20 protein-coding genes are annotated in these 22,737 nt (G+C 68.5%); 14 read left to right on the top strand and 6 right to left on the bottom strand.

The annotated features are described in order from the left end of the window. The first annotated feature begins 42 nt into the window (after positions 1-42). Positions 43-1,836 carry a DEAD/DEAH box helicase gene (locus GD627_RS16135; protein WP_146361542.1) on the top strand — a complete coding sequence of 598 codons (1,794 nt, stop codon included), beginning with the start codon at positions 43-45 and terminating at the stop codon, positions 1,834-1,836. Positions 1,837-1,961: 125 nt separating this feature from the next. On the opposite strand, the gene GD627_RS16130 is transcribed toward GD627_RS16135, so the two are convergent. Both GD627_RS16130 and GD627_RS16125 read right to left on the bottom strand, forming a co-directional pair. After that, entirely contained in the window at positions 1,962-2,573 is a 612-nt protein-coding gene (locus GD627_RS16130) for an isochorismatase family protein (protein WP_146361543.1), read from the bottom strand. 2 nt (positions 2,574-2,575) lie between these two features. Then, a complete protein-coding gene (locus GD627_RS16125; RefSeq protein WP_281350030.1) occupies positions 2,576-3,895 on the bottom strand; it encodes a nicotinate phosphoribosyltransferase in 1,320 nt (439 codons plus the stop codon). Positions 3,896-3,981: 86 nt separating this feature from the next. Between GD627_RS16125 and clpS the strand changes: the two genes are divergently transcribed. The 4 genes from clpS to GD627_RS16105 all read left to right on the top strand — a co-directional run bounded on the left by clpS (position 3,982) and on the right by GD627_RS16105 (position 6,858). Then, a complete protein-coding gene (gene clpS / locus GD627_RS16120; RefSeq protein ID WP_146361544.1) occupies positions 3,982-4,290 on the top strand; it encodes an ATP-dependent Clp protease adapter ClpS in 309 nt (102 codons plus the stop codon). 56 nt (positions 4,291-4,346) lie between these two features. After that, entirely contained in the window at positions 4,347-4,904 is a 558-nt protein-coding gene (locus tag GD627_RS16115; protein WP_146361545.1) for a DUF2017 domain-containing protein, read from the top strand. 137 nt (positions 4,905-5,041) lie between these two features. Further along, entirely contained in the window at positions 5,042-6,001 is a 960-nt protein-coding gene (murI, locus tag GD627_RS16110; RefSeq protein ID WP_246165576.1) for a glutamate racemase, read from the top strand. Next, positions 5,998-6,858: an MBL fold metallo-hydrolase gene (locus GD627_RS16105; RefSeq protein ID WP_152273388.1), complete on the top strand. Its 861-nt coding sequence runs from the start codon at positions 5,998-6,000 to the stop codon at positions 6,856-6,858. The genes murI and GD627_RS16105 overlap by 4 nt, the downstream gene beginning before the upstream one ends. On the opposite strand, the gene GD627_RS16100 is transcribed toward GD627_RS16105, so the two are convergent. After that, positions 6,855-8,321, bottom strand: coding sequence for an alpha/beta hydrolase family protein (locus GD627_RS16100; RefSeq protein ID WP_194266085.1), 1,467 nt, complete (start codon positions 8,319-8,321; stop codon positions 6,855-6,857). The genes GD627_RS16105 and GD627_RS16100 overlap by 4 nt on opposite strands. A 178-nt stretch (positions 8,322-8,499) precedes the next feature. Between GD627_RS16100 and rph the strand changes: the two genes are divergently transcribed. From rph to GD627_RS16080, 4 genes are all read left to right on the top strand, one after another. Continuing rightward, positions 8,500-9,273 (top strand): ribonuclease PH, encoded by a 774-nt coding sequence (gene rph, locus GD627_RS16095; protein ID WP_152273387.1) that lies wholly within the window; start codon positions 8,500-8,502, stop codon positions 9,271-9,273. Continuing rightward, positions 9,273-9,917, top strand: coding sequence for an RdgB/HAM1 family non-canonical purine NTP pyrophosphatase (rdgB, locus tag GD627_RS16090; RefSeq protein WP_152273386.1), 645 nt, complete (start codon positions 9,273-9,275; stop codon positions 9,915-9,917). Before rph ends, rdgB begins: the two co-directional genes overlap by 1 nt. 95 nt (positions 9,918-10,012) lie before the next feature. Beyond that, positions 10,013-10,717 carry a DedA family protein gene (locus GD627_RS16085; protein ID WP_152273385.1) on the top strand — a complete coding sequence of 235 codons (705 nt, stop codon included), beginning with the start codon at positions 10,013-10,015 and terminating at the stop codon, positions 10,715-10,717. Continuing rightward, a complete protein-coding gene (locus GD627_RS16080) occupies positions 10,710-11,726 on the top strand; it encodes a 3'-5' exonuclease (protein WP_152273384.1) in 1,017 nt (338 codons plus the stop codon). Before GD627_RS16085 ends, GD627_RS16080 begins: the two co-directional genes overlap by 8 nt. A gap of 15 nt (positions 11,727-11,741) precedes the next feature. On the opposite strand, the gene GD627_RS16075 is transcribed toward GD627_RS16080, so the two are convergent. Beyond that, on the bottom strand, positions 11,742-12,959 hold the full coding sequence (locus GD627_RS16075) for an ADP-ribosylglycohydrolase family protein (protein WP_194266084.1): 1,218 nt from the start codon (positions 12,957-12,959) through the stop codon (positions 11,742-11,744). A gap of 674 nt (positions 12,960-13,633) precedes the next feature. On the opposite strand from GD627_RS16075, the gene GD627_RS16065 reads away from it, so the two are divergent. From GD627_RS16065 to GD627_RS16620, 5 genes are all read left to right on the top strand, one after another. Continuing rightward, positions 13,634-14,698, top strand: coding sequence for an MIP/aquaporin family protein (locus GD627_RS16065; RefSeq protein WP_152273382.1), 1,065 nt, complete (start codon positions 13,634-13,636; stop codon positions 14,696-14,698). Between the two features lie 110 nt (positions 14,699-14,808). Further along, positions 14,809-15,972 carry an exonuclease SbcCD subunit D gene (locus GD627_RS16060; RefSeq protein WP_152273381.1) on the top strand — a complete coding sequence of 388 codons (1,164 nt, stop codon included), beginning with the start codon at positions 14,809-14,811 and terminating at the stop codon, positions 15,970-15,972. Next, positions 15,969-19,040, top strand: coding sequence for an AAA family ATPase (locus tag GD627_RS16055; RefSeq protein ID WP_152273380.1), 3,072 nt, complete (start codon positions 15,969-15,971; stop codon positions 19,038-19,040). Before GD627_RS16060 ends, GD627_RS16055 begins: the two co-directional genes overlap by 4 nt. A gap of 121 nt (positions 19,041-19,161) precedes the next feature. After that, positions 19,162-20,481, top strand: coding sequence for an MFS transporter (locus GD627_RS16050; RefSeq protein ID WP_152273379.1), 1,320 nt, complete (start codon positions 19,162-19,164; stop codon positions 20,479-20,481). Between the two features lie 79 nt (positions 20,482-20,560). Then, positions 20,561-20,728, top strand: coding sequence for a hypothetical protein (locus tag GD627_RS16620; protein ID WP_194266083.1), 168 nt, complete (start codon positions 20,561-20,563; stop codon positions 20,726-20,728). Positions 20,729-20,796: 68 nt separating this feature from the next. Here GD627_RS16620 and GD627_RS16045 read toward each other — a convergent pair whose 3' ends face one another. Next, positions 20,797-21,762 carry a serine/threonine-protein kinase gene (locus tag GD627_RS16045; RefSeq protein WP_152273378.1) on the bottom strand — a complete coding sequence of 322 codons (966 nt, stop codon included), beginning with the start codon at positions 21,760-21,762 and terminating at the stop codon, positions 20,797-20,799. A 159-nt stretch (positions 21,763-21,921) separates the two neighbouring features. After that, the gene (locus GD627_RS16040) at positions 21,922-22,734 is read right to left on the bottom strand and encodes an alpha/beta fold hydrolase (protein ID WP_152273377.1); all 813 of its coding nucleotides are present in this window, start codon (positions 22,732-22,734) and stop codon (positions 21,922-21,924) included. Between the last annotated feature and the right edge of the window lie 3 nt (positions 22,735-22,737).

Raw genomic sequence — 22,737 nt, 5'->3', positions numbered from 1 at the left:
GGCAGCAACCCGTCGCAAGCCGGAAAGGGAGGCATATCCCGCATGAGTTCCGAAACCCTGTTCGGCGCCGGTGCGTCCCTGCCCCCGGCCTACCCGGAACGGGCCGCCTGGGGCACGGCCCCGAAGCTGCGGCAGTGGCAGGCGGAAGCGCTGGAGAAGTACTTCGCGTCCAATGCCAGCGACTTCCTCGCCGTCGCCACCCCGGGCGCCGGCAAAACCACCTTCGCCCTCCGCGTGGCCAATGAGCTGGTGGAACGGGGCATCGTCAACCGCATCACGGTCGTCGCACCGACGGACCACCTGAAGCGGCAGTGGGCCGACGCCGCCGCCAAGGTGGGCCTGGCCATCGACCCGAACTTCAAGAACGCGGACGGTCGGCACGGGCACGGGTTCATCGGCGTCGCCGTCACATATGCCCAGGTGGCGTCCAAACCAATGCTGCACCGGGCCAAGACCGAGGCCGCCCGCACCCTGGTAATCCTGGACGAGATCCACCACGGCGGCGACGCCCTGTCCTGGGGCGACGGTATCCGCGAGGCCTTCGAACCGGCAGTGAAACGGCTTTCCCTCACGGGTACCCCGTTCCGCTCGGACACCGCCGCCATTCCGTTTGTGGAGTATGTCCAGGACGGCGACGGCATCCGCCGGTCCAAGGCCGACTACACCTACGGCTACGGCCAGGCGCTCAAGGACCATGTGGTGCGTCCGGTGATGTTCATGGCCTACTCCGGGCAGATGCGCTGGCGCACCAGTGCAGGCGATGAAATGGCGGCGTCGCTGGGCGAGGCCGCAGTGACCAAGGACATTACGGCGCAGGCCTGGCGGACGGCCCTGAACCCCACCGGCGAGTGGATCCCCGCGGTGCTGGCAGCCGCGGACCGCCGCCTCACCGAGGTGCGCCGGTCCGTGCCCGACGCCGGCGGCCTGGTGATCGCCACGGACCATGACGACGCCCGGGCCTACGCGGGCTGGCTGAAAAAGATCATGGGCGAATCCCCCACGGTCATCCTCTCGGATGATGCGAAGGCTTCCGAAAAGATCGAGGAGTTCTCCGCCGGCACCCAGCGCTGGATGGTGGCCGTGCGGATGGTGTCCGAAGGCGTGGACGTGCCGCGGCTCGCCGTCGGCGTGTATGCCACCTCCACCGCCACGCCGCTGTTCTTCGCGCAGGCCGTGGGACGTTTCGTGCGCGCCCGCAAGCGCGGCGAAACGGCGTCCGTGTTCCTGCCGTCCGTGCCGAACCTGATGGCGCTGGCCAACCAGATGGAAGTTGAACGCGACCACGCCCTGGACCGGCCGGACAACCACCTCGAGGAGGAAGGCTTCGGGCTCGAGGACAGTCTCATGGAGGCTGCGAACCGTGAGGAAAAGGCCTCCGGCGAGCTGACCAAGCAGAAGTTCGAGGCGCTGGAGTCTCAGGCCTCCTTTGACCGGGTACTGTTCGACGGCGGCGAGTTCGGCACCGGAGGCGCGCTGGGCAGCGAGGAGGAACAGGACTTCCTCGGCATTCCCGGACTCCTGGACGCGGACCAGATGAGTACCCTGCTCCGCCAGCGCCAGCACGAGCAGCAGTCCCGGCGGGGGCGCCGGGCCGGTGCGGCGGAGGCGGCACCGGTGGAAGCGCCCGAAGTGGTGGACCACCGCCGGCTGACCGAGCTGCGGGGCGAGCTGGCGAAGAACGTGTCGGCCTGGTCCGCCCGGTCCGGCATGCCCCACGGGGTGGTGCACAGCGAACTGCGGCGGATCTGCGGTGGCCCGCCCGTGGCCCAGGCCAACGAGGAGCAGCTGAACAAGCGGCTGAAGAAGCTGCAGGACTGGTTCATCGGCCGGAAATAGCGTGGTTTTCGAATAGAAAAGAAGGACCGGCCGCTTCAAGGGGCCGGTCCTTCTTCTTTGCGGGTCCTTCTTCTTTGCCGGTCCTGAATCGCCGGTGCTGAATTGCCGGTGCTGAATTGCCGGTGCTAGAGGTCGATGATCTCCACGCCGGCGTCTTCGCATTCCGCCCAGGCGGCGAGTGTGGTTTCCCGCTTGATGCCGCGGCACAGTTCCGGAATCACGGCGGTGGTGTAGCCGGCGGCCACGGCGTCCAGCGCGGTGGCCCGGACACAGTAGTCTGCGGCCAGGCCCACCACGACGACCTCGTCCACATCGTTTTCCCGCAGCCAGTCGTCCAGGCTGAGCGTCTCCGTGTCGGGCTCGGCTTCCGCCTCGCCCAGGGGCACCTCGACATCCGGGGCCAGGACGCCTTCGAAACCGGAATACGCTGCTTCGTACTGTCCTTTGCGGAAGAAGGCATCCACCAGCTCGGTGTCCAGGTCCGGATGCAGCTGCGCGCCGGCAGTGCCCGCCACGCAGTGCGGCGGCCAGGACTGAGCGAAGTCCGGTGTCTCGGAGAAATGCGCACCGGGTTCGATATGCCAGTCCTGGGTTGCCGCTACGAGGTCATACCGGGCGGCGGAGGTTTCCACGTAGTCCGTGATTTCCCCCGCAAGGTCCGCCCCGCCGGCCACGGCCAGCGAACCGCCTTCGCAGAAGTCGTTCTGTACGTCCACAATGATCAGGGCGCGGGCCATGCTTACTCCTCGTATTCGGTGGGAATGGCCGGTTCGCCGCGCTGCAGGCGGTTCACCGAGGGGGGCAGTTCGGCAAGGGAGGCCGCGTGCCGCTGCACCGCACGCGTCACCGCCTCCGGGCCGGTCCAGCCGGGCAGGACCTTACCGTCGGCCACGAACTGGTGCAGCAGGGTGCGGTCATCGCCGTCGTTCTCCGGTGCGTGGCCGATGCCGATGACCTCGGCGGTGGCCGTACCCTGGCCGTCCAGACGGCGCAGCGCGTACTTCCGTCCGCCGAGGGAGACTTTGTTCTTCGCGGCCTTGGCCACGGAGACGAACTCATGGTCGTCTCCCTCGCGGCTGACCAGCTTGTAGACCATGCCGGCGGTGGGCGCGCCGGAACCGGTGACCAGGGAGGTACCCACGCCGTAGGCGTCCACCGGTGCCGAGGCCAGCGCTGCAATGGCGAACTCATCCAGGTCGGAGGTGACCATGATGCGGGTCTTGGTGTTGCCCAGCTCGTCGAGCAGATCGCGCACCCAGCGTGCCTGGGCCACGAGGTCCCCGGAATCGAGCCGGACGCCGCCCAGCGAGGGCCCGGCGACCTCCACGGCCGTGCGGACCCCCTTCTCGACGTCGTACGTGTCCACCAGCAGGGACGTGCCCGCTCCCAGCGCCGCCGTCTGCGCGGTGAAGGCTTCCTTCTCCGAATCATGCAGGAGCGTGAAGGAATGCGCAGCCGTTCCGACCGTCCGCAGGCCGTAGCGCCGTCCCGCTTCCAGGTTGGAGGTGCTGTCGAATCCGGCGATCACCGCGGCACGGGCCGCGGCCACGGCGGCTTCCTCATGCGTGCGGCGCGAGCCCATTTCTATGCAGGGGCGGCCGTCGGCGGCAGAGGACATGCGGGAGGCTGCGGAGGCAATGGCGCTGTCATGGTTGAGCATGGACAGGACCATCGTCTCGAGGATGCAGGCCTCGGCGAAGCTGGATTCGACAATCAGCAACGGAGACTGCGGGAAGTACGCCTCGCCCTCGGCATAGCCGTAGATGTCGCCGGAGAACCGGAAATCCGCCAGCCACGCGAGGGTGCCGTCATCCACCACGTTGGTGGCGGCCAGGAAATCCAGCTGCGGCTGGTCAAAGCGGAAATTCTCCAGGGCTTCAAGGATCCGGCCCGTACCGGCGGTGATGCCGTAGCGGCGGCCGTCCGGCAGGCGCCGGGCAAAGACTTCGAACACTGACCGGCGTGAGGCGGTGCCCGCGTGGAGGGCGGCCTGGAGCATGGTCAGCTCGTAATGGTCCGTGTAGAGGGCGGAATTCGGGGCGGAGGCGGGACTGTTCACAGGCAAAACTCTAACCCGCTTATCCCCGTTGGGTAGACGGTAGCCGGACGCAGGTGCTGAACGGTTTCCTCACTACAATTGAACCCATGGCTACGAGCACTGCGACCGGAACGGACACCCTGACACGTGAGGAGACGGATAGCCTCACGGCGGCGGACATCCCCTGGGTCGTGATTGTCTGGAATGATCCGGTAAACCTGATGAGCTACGTCAGCTATGTCTTCCAGAGTTATTTCGGTTACTCGGAGTCCAAATCCCACCGCCTGATGCTGGAGGTGCACGAGGCCGGGAAATCCGTGGTGGCAACGGGATCCCGGGAATCGGCCGAGCGGGATACCCTCGCGATGCATTCCTTCGGACTGTGGGCCACCTTCCAGAAGGCGGACACAGCCTAGCGCCGCCGGACACCCTTCGCGCCTTCAAAGAGACTTCAACAAGAAACGGATCGACTGTGGCCACCGGCTTCAAGCTCACCCGCAAGGGGATCACCGCAAACCTGGAACCGGGGGAGCGGGACCTGCTGCGTAAACTCTTCACCGACGTGCAGGAACTCCTGGAACCGGACACTGCGGCGGATTCCGATCCCCTTGCAGCCATGGTGGGCATTGATTCCTCAGCGGCTGTTCCCGAGGATTCCGCCCTGCTGCGGCTGCTGCCCAACGGCACCGCGGGCAGCGACGAGGATGCCCTGGAGTTCCGGCGGTTTACGGAACGCTCGCTGCGGGAATCGAAGCAGGGAGCCCTCCGTGCTGCCGCCCTGCAGCTGGAAGCGGCTCCGCTGCGGCTGGACACCGAGCAGGCGCAGCTCTTCGCGCGGGCGTTGAACGATGTGCGGCTGGTGCTGGCCGACCGGCTGGGGATTGATGATGACGAGGCAGCCGAACGGCTGCATGACATCACCGACCCCTCCAAGGCCGAGGACGTCGACGGGTATCTCGCTCTGGTGTACAACTTCGTCACATGGATGCAGGAAACGCTGATGCAGGCACTGCTCGACTCCCTGCGCTGACGGGGAATCCGCCTGGATTAAGAAAAACCCCTGTGATTAAGCGCACTGGTACGTGAATGTGCCCGTACGCGGGGGAGGGCTATTGTCGTTACATTATGAGTTCGAACCCGGCCAGCACCTCCGCACACCCACTGGGCATGTCACAGCCTGAATCACTCCGGGTCAAAGACCCGGATGCCCCGATCGGCATCTTCGACTCCGGCGTCGGCGGCCTGACGGTAGCCCGCGCCGTCCTGGACCAGCTGCCGAACGAAGCCATCATGTACGTGGGGGACACGGCCAAGGGACCGTACGGGCCCCTGCCCATCGCCGAAGTCCGCGCAAATGCGCTGGGCGTCATGGATGAACTGGTGGACTCCGGCGTCAAGCTCCTGGTCATCGCCTGCAACACTGCCTCAGCCGCCGTCCTGCGCGACGCCCGGGAACGCTACACACACCGCTACGGCATTCCGGTGATCGAAGTCATCCAGCCCGCTGTCCGCCGCGCCGTCGCGGCCACCCGCACCGGACGGATCGGCGTCATCGGCACCGCCGCCACCGTGGGCTCCCGCGCCTATGACGACACTTTCGCCGCGGCCCCGCACCTGCAGGTGTCCTCGGTGGCCTGCCCGGCGTTCGTGGAATTTGTCGAAGCCGGCATCACCTCCGGGCCGGACGTGCTGGCGACGGCGGAGGAATACCTGGCTCCGCTGAAGGCCCGTGACGTGGATACCCTGGTCCTGGGCTGCACCCACTATCCGCTCCTCACCGGCGTGATTTCCTATGTCATGGGCGACGGCGTCACGCTTGTCTCCAGTGCCGAGGAAACCGCCAAGGACGTCTACCATGCCCTGATTTCGCACGGGATTGAACGGAGCCGGCAGACCGCCCCGCAGCACACCTTTGTTGCCACCGGAGACTCGGCTTCCTTCGAACTGCTGGCCCGGCGCTTCCTGGGCCCCGAGGTCCTCAGCGTCCAGCAGGTGGACCACGTGGCAGCGCATTACCCCACCGGCAGCATGGCACGGGTCACCCCGCAGATGATTGCCGACGCCCGGGCGGACGCCCCTGAACGCTTGGAAGCGCACAGCGGCGTCTTCCGGAACGGCTCGGAATGAAACTGACCATTGTGGGCTGCAGCGGCTCCTTCCCCGGCCCGGCCTCCCCGGCGTCGTGCTACCTCGTGACCGCCAACGACGGCGTCCGCGACTGGCGGATCCTGCTGGACCTGGGCAACGGCAGCCTTGGTGCCCTGCAGCGCTACATGGACCTGCGGGACATCGACGCCGTCCTGCTCACCCACCTGCACCCGGATCACTGCATGGACCTGTGCGGGCTGCACGTGGCGGTGCACTGGGACCCGGCGGGCTGGAACCGGGACCGGATCAAGGTCTGGGGGCCCGCAGCTACGGCGGACCGGATGGCCACCGCCTACGGGCTGGAGCTGGACCCGGGCATGCACGAGGATTTCGAATTTTCCGACTGGACGGCCGGCAGCGCAGTGGAGATCGGCCCGTTCACCGTGACGCCGTATCCGGTGCGGCACCCGGCCGAAGAGGCATACGCCCTTCGCGTGGAAGCCCGCACCGTGGACGCCGACGGCGAACCCGTGCTGCGCACTTTGGCGTATTCCGGGGACACCGATTCCTGTCCCGGACTGGAGGACGCCGCCCGGGACACCGATATCTTCCTCTGTGAAGCGGCCTTCCATGAGGGCCGCGACGACGCGATCGAGGGAGTGCACCTGACTGGCCGCCGCGCCGGAGAAGCCTCCACGGCGGCAAACGCCCGGCGGCTGCTGCTCACGCACCTGCCCGTCTGGAACGACGCCAGCATCAGCGTCTCCGAGGCCCGCGAAACCTACGCGGGGGACCTGGCGGTTGCCGTCGCCGGTGTCTCCTACGACGTCGGGACCCCGTTCACGGCGCCGCTCGCCGTGCCCGGGGTCATCCGCCCGGCAGGATTGGCTCCCTAGCGGCCCCTCCCGTGTCCGTGGCCGTCCCCGTGGCCGTCGCCATGTCCGTGGCCCTTGCCGTGTCCCTTCCCATGGCCGTGACCATCACCGTGCCCGTGGCCGTGGCCGGAATCCTCCGCGTATTCGCGGTCATTGACGAATTCCGCGGGACGGTATCTGATGAAATCGGCTTCGCCCAGGCCGAGGGACTCGGCGACCCGGTCCAGCTGCCCCGCCTCGGCCACGTTCCCCCAGCGTCCGGTGTCCAGTCGCTGGTCCATGGCCAGCACAGCGGCCACCCGCTCAGCGTCGGTGAAGCTGCAGTGCCCGGTCCGCTCGATGTAGGACTGGCGCAATAGCGTGCCGGCACCGGCCTCCCGGACGGTCTCCTCGTATTCCTCCATGTACTGGACCGGCGCCAGGATGTCGGCCAGCGTATGCATGGTCAGCACCGGCATCAGGAGCTCGCCGTGCGGGGTGGAGGTGCGCTCCATCCACTGCAGGGCCTCCGGATCCGGGGTGATGTCCGCAGTGGACGTGATGGTCTGCAGATCCTCCCGCAGGTCCAGCCCGGCACCGCGGTACAGTGCCTTCACCTGCTGCTGCTGCGCCGAGTCCCGCAGCAGGGAGCGGTAATCCACCCCTTCATTCCAGCCGCTGTCGCCGTCGGCGGCGTTGACAATGGAGGAACGCGAGCCGACCACAAACGGGATCGTCTGCAGCAGCCAGTTGTACTGGGCCTCCTGCTGGGCGGCGTAATCCCTGCGGTCCGGCTCCGAGTCCCCGCTGAACCAAGTGGGGATGTTCATGAGCGCCGCCGCCAAGGCCAGCCGGGCCCGGCCCTCCGGCGTCGTCTGTGCCTGCTGCACCGCCCCCATCAGGGCGTTGATGGTGACGCCGGCTTCCTCACCGGTGCGGAATCCGGTCAGCTGCAGCTCCACGCCCGGCAGCAGCAGCTCGGCCAGCGCATGAATGCCGTCCAGCTGGTAGTTGTTCAGGTTGATCCCGCCGCCCAGCAGTCCGCAGGTGCTCACCGCCCCGTCCACGCCGCTGTCCGGGGTTTCGGCAATGAGGCTGCTGACCAGGCCGCCCATCGAGGTGCCGAAGGCGATGGTCCGGTCCGGCTCTGACGCCGCGGACGAGAAAGCCGCCAGGGTATCCAGCTGGTCCTGGACCGCTGTTCCCAGGGCCCAGCCGGGGGTTGCGTAGGACGAGGCCGCAACCGCATAGCCCCGGTCCGTGAGCGCCGAGGTTGTGGATGCGAAGCCCGTATCCTCTGCCGGATTATCCGGGCCGGGTCTGAAGCCGTGGCTGTAGAGCACCAGAGTGCCGTTCCAGTCCTGCGGTACCTGCGCTGTCCACGTTGCTCCGTTCGGGAGCGTCCCCGTGAGCTCCGCAGCCGATGGTTCAGCGGCCGTTGCCGTTGCCGGGGCCGCTGTCAGGGCCAGCGAAACGGCCACCCCCAAAAATGTCAGTCTGCGCATGTGCGTGCCGATCCTTTCTGCTTCATTGCAGCGGGTCGTGCCCTTCATCCCGCCCGTATCCGGGAGGGCCTCGAGGGGGTCCGACGGTACGGCGCCACCCTAGGGGCACGGCAGCGGGCAGGGAAGGGTGGAATGAGCATCCCGCCGGACCGGACCAGCCGGCCGATAGACTGGGCGTATGACAACCGCCGCAAACAGTCCTGTTTCCACCTCGCCCTCCACCGTCGTCCGCTCCGACGGCCGCACCCCCGACCAGCTGCGGAGCATCACTATTACGCGGGGCTGGTCGAAGCAGGCTGAAGGATCGGCGCTGATTGAGTTCGGCAATACCCGGGTGCTGTGCACCGCCTCGCTGACGCCCGGCGTGCCGCGCTGGCTCAAGGGCGAAGGCAAGGGCTGGGTCACTGCTGAGTACGCCATGCTCCCGCGGGCCACCAACACCCGGAATGACCGCGAATCGGTCAAGGGCAAGTTGGGCGGACGCACGCATGAGATCTCCCGGCTGATCGGCCGTTCGCTGCGGTCCATCATCGACACCAAGGCCCTGGGCGAGAACACCATTGTCCTGGACTGCGATGTCCTGCAGGCCGACGGCGGCACCCGCACCGCCGCGATCACCGGCGCCTATGTGGCGCTCGCCGACGCCGTGGCGTGGGCCAAGGACAACAAGCTCATTGCCAAAAACGCCTCTCCGCTGCTGGACACCGTGGCAGCCATCAGCGTGGGCATTATTGACGGTGTGCCGATGCTGGACCTGCCGTACGTCGAGGACGTCCGGGCCGAAACCGACATGAACGTCGTAGTCACCGGCTCGGGCAAGTTCGTCGAGGTGCAGGGCACGGCCGAAGGCGCCCCGTTCGACCGCGCTGAGCTCGACGCCCTGCTGGACCTTGCCCTGGCCGGTACGGCGGAACTGGCAGTCATCCAGCGCCGCACCCTGGGTCTGGCCTAATGCCGCAGCCTTCCGCCCGCCTGGTCCTGGCCACCCGTAACCCGGGCAAGCTGCGTGAGCTGCGCGAACTGCTGCGCGGGCAGGTGCCCGGACTCGACGTCGACACGCAGGTGATCGACGCCGCGGCGGCCGGGGCTCCCGACGTCGCCGAAACCGGCGTGACCTTTGAAGAGAACGCCCTGCTCAAGGCGCACGCGGTGGCGGCCGCCACCGGCCTGCCCGCCGTGGCCGATGACTCCGGACTGGCCGTGGACGTGCTGGGCGGAGCGCCGGGCATTTTCTCGGCGCGCTGGTCCGGCAGGCACGGTGACGACGCCGCGAACCTGGACCTGCTCCTCGCCCAGCTGGCAGATATTCCGGCCGGGCACCGCGGGGCTGCCTTCGTCTGCGCGGCTGCCCTGGCGCTGCCGGACGGCGGCGAAACGGTGGAACGCGGCGAACTGCGGGGGACTCTGCTCCCGGCGCCGCGGGGGACGGGAGGCTTCGGCTACGATCCCATCCTGCAGCCGTCCGGACTGACGGCCAGCTGTGCGGAACTCAGCAGCGGGGAAAAGAACGCAATCAGCCACCGCGGACAGGCCTTCCGTGCGCTGCTGCCTGCCCTGGTTGCCGCCCTGGCGGACGGGACTCCGGGCGTTTCCTGACCCGGAGCCGGGATGTGTGATGTGTCCCAAACACGCCGGGGGACGGTTCGCGGATTCTTCCCTGTCCGTGGCCCTGGGGCAGAATTGAGCGCGAGATGACTATTACACCTGCGTTGACCCCAGCCACCTCCGTTGCCGTCGAAGGCCCTGCCTCAGACGAGCCCTCCGCCCTTGGGGGTGTGGCGGACTGGGCGGTCGGCATGATGGAAACCATCGGTGCCCCCGGCGCGGGATTGGCCATCGCGCTGGAAAACCTGTTCCCGCCGCTGCCGAGCGAAATCATTCTGCCGCTGGCCGGGTTCACCGCCAGCCAGGGGAACTTCTCGATCGCCGCCGCGCTCTTCTGGACCACTCTGGGCTCCGTCGTCGGCGCCCTGGCCCTCTACGGTCTCGGTGCGTGGCTGGGACGGGACCGGACGCGCAGGCTGGTGGCCAAGGTGCCGCTGGTGGACCTGGAAGACGTGGACAAGGTGGAGGCCTGGTTCGGGCGCCACGGGAACAAGGCGGTGTTCTTCGGCCGGATGATCCCGCTGTTCCGCAGCCTGATTTCCATCCCCGCCGGTATCGAGCGGATGTCGCTTTGGACGTTCACCGCGCTGACCACGGCGGGCAGCCTGATCTGGAACACGATCTTCATCGTGGCTGGCTATTACCTGGGGGAGAGCTGGCACATCGTGGAGGAGTACGCCGGTGTCTTCCAGAAGATTGTCATCGTGGCGGTGGTTGTCGCGGCTGTCTGGTTCGTGACGTCCAAGGTCCGCAGTGCCCGGCGGAAGCGTGCGGCGCTCGACAATGCCTGAGGCAGGACTGAGCTTTACCGCAATAGATTTTGAAACGGCCAACGGCTTCCGCGGTTCCCCCTGCTCCGTGGGCCTGGTCCGGGTCCGCGGAGGACAGGTTGTTGAAGAGGCGTCCTGGCTGATGCGTCCGCCGGAGGGGCATGACTTCTTCGACCCGCGCAACGTGCGGATCCACGGCATCGAACCAGACATGGTGGCCGGGGCGCCGCGGTTCGGGGAGCTCTTCCCCGAGATCGGTGCCTTCATCGGCGAGGACCTCCTGGTGGCGCACAATGCAGCCTTTGACATGGGGGTGATCCGCTCCGCGCTGGAGGTCTCCGAGCTGGCCGGACCGGCCTACGACTACACCTGCACCGTGGTCCACTCCCGGCGCACCTACCAGCTGCCCTCACATTCGCTGCCCTTTGCGGCGGAAGCGGCCGGAGTGCCGCTGCTGAACCACCACGACGCCACCGAGGACGCCCGCGCCTGCGCCGGAATCATGATCGACATTGCCCGCCGCAGCGGCGCACAGACCATGCCGGAGTTCTTCCTCCGTGACGGACGGCCGCCGTCCCGCCTGCCGGCCTATGTTCCGGGGCAGCACCCGCTCTCCAAAGCCACGCGGGACGCCCTGGCCCGGGGAACGGGCACAGCGGCGGCAGCCGGTACGGGCTGGCAGGGCTGGCCGTCCGAGGGAGACAACCCGCCGCCGAATCCGCTGGCGGACCCGGCGCATCCCCTGTTCGGCCAAACGGTTGTTTTCACCGGCGACCTGGGCATGTCCAGGCAGTCCGCCAAGGACCGTGCCGCCGAAGTCGGGGCACGCACGGCCAGCAACGTCACGCGTGCCACCAGCGTCCTGGTGGTGGGGGACGGGTTCGAGCCCGGGGACCTGCGCAGCGGACGCCTGACCGGCAAGGCACGGCGGGTCCTGGACCTGCACGAGCGCGGCCAGCGCATTGAGGTGTTGTCGGAAGCAGAGTTCCTCCAGACACTGGGCGGGATCTGGCCGAAGGCCTCGCAGTAGGCAGGTACCCCGGGGTTAGGGGGCGATCGTCGCGGCGATGAACCCCGCAGCGAGTTTCTCAATCATGGTGCGTTCGCGCAGGGCCTCGAGATCGGCGTCGGGGAGGGCTGCAAACCGGGTCCCCAGGAGGCTTCCCGTGACGACGGCGGCCGGGGCGCCGCCGGCGGCTGCAGCGATGCGGATGGCGGCAGCCGTTGCGGCGGCGAGGTCCGCTGCGTCGTCGTCGGCGCTTGCTGGCTGTTTCCTGGCGGCGACTTCCAGAGCCGTGTCTTCCACGGCAAGGGCTGCGCGCAGGCCAATGGTTAGCGCTTCCTCAGCGGTGGGCATCCGATCCGGGATGACGGCGGCGTCGTCGTCGGCCGGTGCCGTAGCCGTCCCGGACGCGCGGGAGGGGCGATCGGCGGTGCCCGCGGCGTCGTCGGCCAGTGCCGCCTGCAGCCGGTCGGTGAAGTCGGGTGCCGCGTTTTCCCGCGCGCGGTCCAGTGCTTCCCCTGCGGCGGTCCGAAGCGTTGCCCCGGGAGCGAGCAGGCCGTGGACCGTGGAGGCGAAGACTGCAGCGCAGTGCCGTGCCGCAGGATGTCCGTGCGTCAGAGAGGCGGCGTCGAGCGCCAGCTTGTAAACCGTTTCAGTCTCCACGTAGGGGAGCAGTCCGAACGGAGCCGAGCGCACCAGGGCGGCAGGAGTGTCGGCGCCGGTGTTGAGCGGGCGCTGCCGCGTGCCCATTTCCCCCGTGGCAAGGGCCGAGAGGACGTCGGGATCCACGGCCCCGGCGTCGCCGGTTCCCTCCGGCTGCAGCAGGGGCTCGGAATCGATGGGCCTCGGCAGCGGCGACGGACCGGCCGCGGGAAGCTGCAGCCCCCGTCCGCGCATCCAGCGCAGATAGGCCAGCCAGACGCATGCCGTCTCGTCCGCTCCCACTCCTTCGTTCGCCCACTCGATGGCCTCGAGCAGCCCGTCCAGCGAATAGAGGGCCAGCTGGGTGTGGGCGGAAATCGACGTGCCGGACGACGCACCGGTCCCGGAAGCAGCATCACCCAGTGCGCCGCCGAGGAGGCAGCCTCGGATCTTGGCCGACAGGGCTGCGGAGGAAAGGAAATCGGGAGAGGAAACGGGTTCGGGGATCACTGTTCCAGCATAGGCGGTGGGTTCGGAACGTCCGGTCCGGCTGCCGGGCAGCCGGGCGGTTGGGCTGGTGGGGTGCTGGGCGCCGGGGCTGCCAGCGCTGTTGGACACCCGGGCACGGGCCGCAAGGGGGCAGGGCAATACCCTTGGCCGGGCGGGCCGGGCGGTTGGGCTGGGGGGGCCGGGCCGGGTCAACAACCTGTCCCGGGCAACACCCTTTCAGTTCGAGATCGCGGCCGGACTTCCCAGTCTTTGGGGCAGATGTCGCCTCGTGTGGTCCCACAGGTCACAGGAGCACCACTTGGTGGGAACTGCGCGATGCGGGCGTGGGCATTCCCAGCTTGTGGGGTAGATGTTCCTTCCTGTGGTCCCACAGGTCACAGGAGCACCACTTGGTGGGAACTGGTGAGGTGGATGTGGGTCCGCGGGCTGCTGCGGCCGGGTAGCTTCGGGTGCTGGGTGCTGGGTGCTGGGTGCTGGGTGCTGGGTGCTGGGTGCTGGGTGCGGGTGCCGGGGGCCGGGTGCCAGGTGTCGAGAGCTGAGAGTCGGCTGCCTGGGTCAGGGCGCACGTGCGGGAAGGGGGTGTCCGGACAGCAATCCACCGGTAAACAGGGCAAATTCAGGAAGTTAACAGGCTGCGCTGACAGGCTGGGGTAGTTTGAAGTGAGTTAGTGCATCTTCCGGCCACCGGCACGTACCGGAACGGCCTGTGTCGCAGCACCGCTTGCAAGTACCCGCGGCCGCGAATCCAGCGCCGCCAACCCCATGTTAGGAATTCCTCTTTTATGTCATCTGAGTCCTCAGCACTGCACGGAGCCCGGGCCGCAGCGCCCGTCCGCGACCGGACGCCCGTGAACGGTGGCTACACCTTCGGGTTCCTCGGACGGGCGGTAGCCGAGGCTATCGGATCCTTCCTTCTGCTCTTCGTCGGCGTCGGAATCGCCATCTTCGGCAGCAGCAGCGGCGGCGGTATCACCTCGCCGCTGGCCTTCGGCCTGGCCCTTGCCGGTGCCATGGTGGCGTTCGGCTACATTTCGGGCGGCCATTTCAACCCTGCCATCACGCTTGGCAGCGCAGTTGCCGGACGCACGGCCTGGAAGTTTGTCCTGCCGTACATCCTGGCCCAGCTGGTGGGCGCCGTCCTCGGCGTCGCCATGCTCTGGGTGGTCATCGCAGGCCATGAGCAGATCGGCGAGCAGACCCGGGAGTTCCTGAGCGCGACGGCCAACGGTTACGACGAGCACTCGACTAACCTCTTCCCGCTTGCCAGCGCGCTGCTGATTGAGGTCATCGCCGGTGCCCTGCTCACCGCCGTCTTCCTCGGCGCAGCGTCCCGCCGGGCAACCGCAGAATCCCGCCGGCCCGCCGCGGCCAAGGGCGCCTTCGCCGTCGGCGTGACCTACGCAGTCCTGCTGACCGTGCTTATCCCCGTCACCAACGGCGGCATCAACCCGGCCCGTTCCACCGCCGTCGCCGTCTTCTCCGAAGGCTGGGCCCTGGAACAGCTCTGGCTCTTCTGGGTTGCACCCGTGCTCGGTGCCGTGATTGCCGGCCTGATCTTCCGCAGCGTCGACATGACCATCGATGCCCACCGCAATGACGAAGCCCCCGCACTGGAGACGGACGCGGGCGCCACCGGTGACGCCACGGCCGCCGACCAGGCACCCGCCAAGCACACTCCCGCGAAGCACACCCTTACCAAGCCGGCCGCCGGCGCCGGCAGCACGGCCCCCGCAGCCGACGAGGAAGCCCGCGGCTTCTTCGACAAGCCCGCTGAGGGCACCGGCAGCACCGGTCCGGTGGACGGCACCACCCGTCCCGAGGACGGCACGCCGGGCACGCGCATCTAGCGCAGCAGGGATTTCCGCCGGGATTCACCACCGGCACCCCACGGGGGCAGCGGCAGGCGCCGCTGCCCCCGATCCGTTAACTGTCGGTGCCGGGCTGTACTTTTTAAGACATGCGTTTACTGCACACTTCAGACTGGCACCTGGGCCGCTCCTTCCACGGCGTCGGCATGCTCGAGGCCCAGACGGACTTCATCGACCAGCTGGTGGACACCGTCCGCAGCCGGGGGGTGGACGCCGTGCTGATCTCCGGAGACGTGTATGACCGCGCGCTGCCGGCGGTGGACACCGTACGGCTGCTGGATACGGCACTGGAACGCATTACGGAAGCCGGGGCCGTGGTGGTGCTCTCCAGCGGCAACCATGATTCCGCCGCGCGCCTGGGTTTTGGCAGCGCCCTGTTCGAACGCGCGGGCGTCTACCTGCGCACCCGCTATGCGGACATCGCCCGGCCCGTGGTCCTTCCCCTCGAGGGCCGGCCGGTGGCTGTGTACGGCATTCCGTATCTGGAACCCCGGTTGGCGGCCGGGGACCTCGGTGTCGATGTGCCGAACCACTTCACCGTCGCCGCTGCTGCGGTGCAGCGGATCCGCGAGGACATCCGTGCCCGGGAGCAGGCTGAGGGTCCCCTGGCCTCCGTGGTCATGGCGCATACCTTCGCCAGCGGCGGCATCAGCAGCGACAGTGAACGGGACCTCGCCGTCGGCGGCCTGGGCGCCGTTCCCCTGGACCTGTTCGAGGACTTCTCCTACACGGCGCTGGGCCACCTGCACGGCCGCCAGCAGCTCAGTTCCACGGTCCGTTACAGCGGGTCCCCGCTCCCGTACTCCTTCTCCGAGGCCCGGCAGGCCAAGGGCGGATGGCTGCTGGAGTTCGACGCCGGCGGCCTCGCCTCCGTGGAACCGGTGACCTGGCCGGCCCGGCGCCGCCTGGCGGTGCTGCGCGGCAAACTCGAGGAGCTCCTGGCGGATCCGTCCCTGTCCGACGCCCAGGACGCCTACTGCCAGGTCACCCTGACGGATAGCCAGCGCCCGGCCAGGGCCATGGAACAGGTGCGCACCAGGTTCCCGGACACCCTGGTGCTGGCTTTTGACCCGGAGGGCGGGGCACGGGGCCCGGCACAGACCTACAGCCAGCGGCTGGCCAAAGCCACGGATGACCTCGATGTCTGCTGCGGTTTCCTCGAGCATGTCCGGTCACGCAGCGCAGCGGATGAGGAAAAGGACCTCTTCATCGAAATCCTGGACAAGGTCCGCGAAGCAGAGGCAGCAAAATGAGAATCCACCGGCTGGAAATGCAGGCCTTCGGTCCCTTCGCGGACCGGCAGGTCATTGACTTCGACGAGCTCGGTGCCCACGGGCTCTTCCTGCTGAACGGTCCCACGGGTGCCGGTAAGACCAGCGTGCTCGACGCCGTCTGCTTCGCCCTCTACGGCACCGTCCCGGGCGCCCGGCAGCAGGGCCGGCGGCTGCGCAGCGACCACGCCGACCAGGACACGGCCCCCGAGGTGGTTCTGGAGTTCAGCTCCGGTGAACGGCGCTTTGAAGTGGTCCGGAGCCCGCAGTGGGAACGTCCCGCCAGGCGCGCCGGCGGGAAGAGCACGGTTACCGAGCAGGCCAAGACCCTGCTGCAGGAGTTCATTGACGGCGCCTGGGTGCAGAAGTCTTCCCGCAACGATGAGGCCTCCGCGGAAATCACCGAGCTCCTCGGGATGAACCGGGAGCAGTTCACCCGGGTGGTCATGCTGCCCCAGGGGGACTTCGCCGCGTTCCTGCGCGCCGATGCCGCCTCCCGGGAACAGCTGCTGCAGCAGCTGTTCGGCACCTCCCGGTTCGAAGACATTGAACGCCGGCTCAAAACCGAACTGGCTGAAGCCACCGACCGCTTCGAGGCCGCGCAGTCCCGGTCCGAGACCGTGCTGCTGCGTGCACGGGACGAGATCCGCCGCTACCGCAGTGAGCTTTCCGGCAGCGGCGAGGGCAGCGGAGAGGCCGGGGAGGACGCCGTCGAGCCCGAGGAGGGGGAGGCCGAACTCGAGCAGTTCCGGGCGGAACTGGGATTCCGCACCGCCGCTGCCCGGAAGGAACTCACCGAGCTGCACACGGCCCGGGACCGCGCCGAGAAACACCTGCAGGAATTCGAACACCGGCGCGCCCGCGGACTGGCGTTGCAGCAGCTGATCCGTGAGGAAGCCGAACACGCCCGGGCCGAAGCAGAGATTGAGCCGCAGCGGGCGGCGCTGCAGACCCACGCGGCCGCATCCGTGCTGGCCGGCAATGTCCGGACGGCGGAAGCAGCCGCACAGCGTGCCGCAGCCCGACGTACGGAAGCCGGCGACGCCCTGCAGGAGCTGGCCGGCCACGCGCTCGCGCCTGCCTACGACGTCCACCCGGACGCCGGAACACCGCTGCCGGACGGACTGGAGGCACGTGTCGGAGCGGACCTGGCAGCCGCACGTGCTGCCCTGGAAGACGAGGAACGCACCGACGCGCTGCTGGCCCGGGCCGGGACGGAAACGGAAGCCGCCGAAGGATCCCGGGACCAGGCCGCCGCCGCAGCCGCTGTGCTGACGTCCCTGCGTACGGAGCAGACGGAGCTGGCCGGGGAAGCAGCAGAGCTGGGACGGCTGGCAGAAGGGGAAACCCGGGCGGAAACCGCCCTGGCCGCTGCGCAGGAGCTGGTCGCCACCATCAGCGGCTATGCCGAGGCAACCGCCCGCGCGGAGGCTACCGGCACGGCCGCCGCCGATGCACGCCAGGATTACCAGGACCTTCGGCAGGCCTGGCAGGACCTGCTCCAGGCACGACTGGACCAGGCTGCCGCCGAACTGGCGCAGGACCTCGCCGACGGCGCACCCTGCCCGGTCTGCGGGGGACTGGAGCACCCGCGCCCGGCGCAGCTGCCTGACGGTGAGGCGCCGGCAACCCGGGAAGCCGAGCAGGAAGCGAAGGCACGCGCGGCCCGGGCGGAAGCCGCCTATGACGAAGCCCGGCAGCTGGCCGCCGCCGCCGCTGAGGAAGCCGCCGCCCTGCGTGCCCGGGGCGGCGCGGGGGATGCGGACTCCGCGCAGGAGAAGCTCGACGCCGCCCGCACCGGCCTCGAGCAGGCCCGCAGCGCCGCCCGGGCACTGGCCGACGCCGAGCGCCGCCTGAGTGAGATCGGTGCGGAACTGGCCGCTGCAGACTCAACCCGCTCCGAATCGCTCATTGCCGCCGCCCAGGCGGACTCCCGCGCCGCAGCCGCCCGCGACCAGGCCGCCGAACTCTCGGAGCGCATCGCCGCCGCGCTGCAGGGGTTCGGCAGCATCAGCGAACGCGTCCGGGCCCTGACAGCCTTCACGGAGCTTGCCGCTGCGGCGCGGGAGGCCGCCGGTGCCGCTGCTGCGGCTGCGGACGAGTCGGAGCGGGCAGACACTGAACTGGAGGCAGCACTGGCCGGAACAGCCTTCACCACGGCGGCCGAAGTCACCGCCGCTTTGCTGGACGCCCGCACGGCCGAGGCCTACGCCGCAGCCGTCTCGGACTGGGAGGACCAGGGCCGCCGGCTGCTGGTGCGCCGGGAAGCCCAGGCCACAGCGGAACCGGAGGACGCCGCGGGGGAGCCCCCCGCAGTACCGGACGAGGAAGACGTAGCCGAGGCCGCAGAACAGGCAGCAGAGATACGGAAGGCCCAGGAGGAAGCCGCAGTGCTGGTCCGCCTGCTGGAAGGCTCCGCCGTCCGGCTTGCCGAATACTCCGTGGAACTGGAGGAGGCGCTCCGGCGCACCGCACCCCTGCGTGCCCGCCGGGACCTTTTGCAGTCCGTCACTGACACCGCCCGCGGTGCCGGCGAGAACGAATACAAGATGACCCTGAGCACCTACGTCCTGGCCGCACGCCTGGAGCAGGTGGCAGCGGCGGCTACGGAGCGCCTCGCCGCCATGACCGGCGGCCGCTATGCCCTGGTGCACAGCGATTCAAAGTCCGGCAACCGCAAGGCCGGCCTGGGCCTGCACGTCACCGACGAGTGGACCGGACAGCGGCGGGATACCTCCACCCTCTCCGGCGGGGAAAGCTTCATGGCCTCCCTGGCCCTGGCCCTGGGCCTGGCCGACGTGGTCCAGCAGGAAGCCGGCGGGGTGAACATCGAGACCCTGTTTGTGGACGAAGGGTTCGGCAGCCTCGACGAGCAGTCCCTGGAACAGGTCATGGATGCGCTGGAAGGCCTCCGGGACGGCGGGCGGGTGGTTGGACTGGTCAGCCACGTAGCGGAACTGAAACAGCGGATCCCGGCGCAGCTGCAGATCCTCAAGGGCCGCAACGGGTCCACGGTGCGCTACAGCGCCGGTGACCTGGTGAGCCCGTGATGCGCAGCGGAAACCGCGGTTAGGCACAGCGGGTCCGGATGGGTAAAATCGTCTCAGAACAAGGGTCGGGCACACCGGGAGGGGGGACGGTGTGCGGTTCAACGTATCTGGATACCGCACCATGACCCAAGACACCTCCGCCCCTGCTCAGGCATCGACCCCTGACTCCACCCCCGCCGCCCCGGAAAAAACCGCGGCCACCGGCGGCCGCTACCAGGCCATCTTCGCCCTGGCCGGCACCTCCTTCTTCCCCATTGCCTTCCTTGCCCGGCTGCCCCTGGCCATGCTCACCATCGGTGCGCTGACCCTCATTACCGAGGTTTCCGGTTCCTACGCGCTGGGCGGCTTTGCCGCCGGCGCCGTGGGCATCGGTTCAGCGGTGGGAGCCCCGCTGCTGGGGTACCTCGCGGACCGGATCGGTCAGCGTCCCGTCCTGCTGGGCACCGCCGTGCTGAACCCGGTGGCCATCGGCCTGTTCCTCCTTACGGCTCTCCTCCTGGACCCGTCCGACGCGCCGTTCTGGATGCTCGCCGCCGGCCTGGTCATGGGTGCCTCCACACCCCAGGTCGGACCCATGGCACGGGTGCGCTGGATGGCCATGACCTCCCGCCGTCCGCAGGGCCGCGAAATGGACACCGCCCTGGCCTATGAGGGAACCGCTGACGAACTGACCTTTGTGCTTGGCCCGGCCCTCGTAGGCCTGCTGGCCGCCGCCGTCGCCCCCTGGCTGCCGCTGGTGCTTGCCGCCGCACTGACTCTGACCATGGTGACCGCTTTTGCCGTACACCGCACCGTGGAGCACGTGGTGCCCACCTCCCGCCGTCCCGGGATCTCCGGCGGACCGGATGCTGCCTCGCCGGCGGCCCCGCGGGAACGTCCGCAGTGGCTGCTGATCATGGTTCCGGTGCTCGGCATGGTTGCCATGGGCTCCTTCTTCGGGTCCACCCAGACCAGTCTCACGGCGTTTGCCGGCAGCTTCGACATGGCCACGTCCGCGGGCATGATCTACGCAGCCATGGCCCTAAGCTCCGCCGTTGCCGCCTTGTCCGTTGCCTTCTGGCCGGAGCGCTTCGGCACTGCCGGCCGCTGGGTGCTGTGCGCCGCGGCGATGCTGGCCTTTACACTGCTGCTGTTCGTGCCCTCCAGCATCGGAGCCATGGTGGTGATGCTGCTGATCCTGGGCCTGCCCGTGGGACCGACCATGGTCAGCATCTTCGGCATCGGCGCCATTGTGGCCCCGCGCGAACTGATGGGTACCGTGATGACCATGCTGGCCAGCGGCGTCGTCACCGGCACGGCACTGGGATCCTCCGTAGCCGGACGGCTGGCGGACTCCTCCGGCTACAGCCACGCCTTCATTGTTCCCACCTGTTCGGCGGCAGCCCTCCTGGTGCTCAGCCTGTTCGCGGTCCAGGCAGCCCGCAAGCGGACGGCAGCCTGAACCGCCGGCAGGTGTCGGCCGGGCCACAGGTGGCCTAGTATCGAATAAGCAGGCCAGAGCATGACGAAGGAGACACATCATGGGAAACAGCGATAAGGAAGCCGCCGGGAACGATCAGTCAAAGACTGGATCGCAGGGGCCCGACGGCACCATTCCCCAGAGCGAGGACGGTATTTCGGCGGCCAGCACCGGAGAAGCTTCGAACTTTGAACCCGAAGAGGATGAAGCTGCCGACGAAGGCAAGTAGCCTCCCCTGACGCAGACAGGAAACGGATCGGTCCCTCGGGACCGATCCGTTTCCTGTCTGCCGTGTGCCTAGCCGAGGCTGGGAGCGTGCGGCGGCGGAGCCGGAATGTAGATGTTGCCGGTGGTGACGCCGGCCGCTTCGCCGGTGACGGGATCGGGGTACGCGGACCCGTCCGACGCCGGTGCGGTGCCGGGGACCTCAGGCGGATGCCCTTCGGACGCGACGGAACGCAGCGCCACCGCTACTTCATGGGCCTCGGGGCGCGCGTCCACCAGACGGGAGGTCATGGCGCGCAGGATGCCCGTCCACTCGGCTCCGACCCACTCCGGAATCTCGGGATCGCGGAGCAGGCGGGCCACCGCTGACTCTACGATCGGACCCGGGAACGCCTTTTCCCCGGTGAGGCACTCCAGGAGCACCAGGCCGAGGGAGTACACATCGGTGCGCGGATCCACGGCGGAACCCTGCGCCTGTTCCGGGCTCAGATAATTCGCGGTCCCGATGGTGGCACCGTGCGCGGTGGCTATGGTGGCTTCGACCATCCGGGCAATCCCGAAGTCCGTGAGGCGCGGATACAGCCGGGTATCCATCTCTTCCTGCGGGAACAGCAGGATGTTCGCGGGTTTGACGTCGCGGTGGATGACCCCGTTGCTGTGCACGTAGTTCAGGGCGTCGGCCAGATCGGCACCCAGTGCTGCGGTTGCCGAGGAGGACAACGGACCCTCTTTGAGCATCCCGCGGAGGTCGGGACCGTCCACCAGTTCCATCACGAGGAAGCTGGAGCTGCGCCCCTCGTCATCGACGGTGACGCCGGCGTCCAGCAGGGTGACCAGCCCGGGGTGGTTCAGGGTCGCCAGAAGCTGCAGTTCGGTTTGCTGGCGGCGGGCTTCGTCATCACCGCTGATCCCGGCACTGAAGAGCTTGACGGCTACTTCCCGGCCAAGATTCTCATCCACCGCGCGGTAGACGGCAGCAGCACCCCCGGAGCCGATGAGTTCGGTGGTGCGGTAGCGCTGGCCCAGGAGTACATCCACGGGTGTCCTCCCTAGGGGTAAACGAAATCAAGCCGAAATAATCAGCAGGCTGATTATTATCCGGCTAGCCCACCGGCCATTCCATCGTAGCCGGTATCTGCGCGGGTTACCGGGACACCGCCGCCTATGTGATGAAGCTGTAATCCCGGCGGGGAGCCGCTACCGGGCCAGGAATTCCACGGCAGCGGTCTTGAACGCCCGCGACGTCACGGCATTGGCGTGGGTGCGTGCCGGCAGGGTAACCAGTTCGGCCTGTCCGCTCAGGGCCGCCAGTGCCGGCGCCGTTGCTGCCAGGTCATCCCGTTCCCCTGCAACCAGGAGCAGCGGCATGGCCGGAACTGCAGCCTCGGGGGAGAAGGGTTCCTCCTTGACGGCTTCGATCATCCGGAACAGGGCGGCCAGGTCATTGCCGGGGACCAGCTGCGCCATCCGCAGGAGTTCGGCCGTGCGGGCATCCTGCACGGGCGCCCCGCCCGCAGCCGCTTCCCGGGCGGCGTCCAGATCGAAGTCCGCCAGCGGGTCTCCGCTTCCGGGCCCTCCCAGCACCATGCGGTGCACGAGCTCGGGCTGGGTCGCCCCGAATTCCCAGGCGAGCCGGGAGCCGAGGGAGTAGCCCAGAATGTCCAGGCCGCTGGCCGGGTTCCCCTCGGCCAGCGGAAGGACGCCGGAGTCCTGAAGGATCTGCAGCAGGTCCGCCCGGATGCGGCTGGGACGGTAGGAGTCCCGGTCCTGCGGAGCAGCGCTGCCGCCGTGGCCGGGCAGGTCCACGGTGAGAACCCGGCGGCCGGCGGCGGTCAGCGCGGTGATCCAGCCCGAATCGTGCCAGTTCAACTGCGAGCTGGAGGCAAAGCCGTGCAGCAGCAGCACCGGGCGAAGCGCCGCGGCGTCCGGCCCGCCGGCAGGCTCAATGACCTCTACCAGCAGGCGCGGGTCGGTGCCTTCCACGAGGGAGCCGGTGCGGGGATCGGCCACCGG

This window comes from Arthrobacter yangruifuii, from assembly GCF_009192775.1.
Lineage (GTDB): Bacteria > Actinomycetota > Actinomycetes > Actinomycetales > Micrococcaceae > Arthrobacter_B > Arthrobacter_B yangruifuii.
This window is presented reverse-complemented; position numbering and strand designations above follow the sequence as displayed.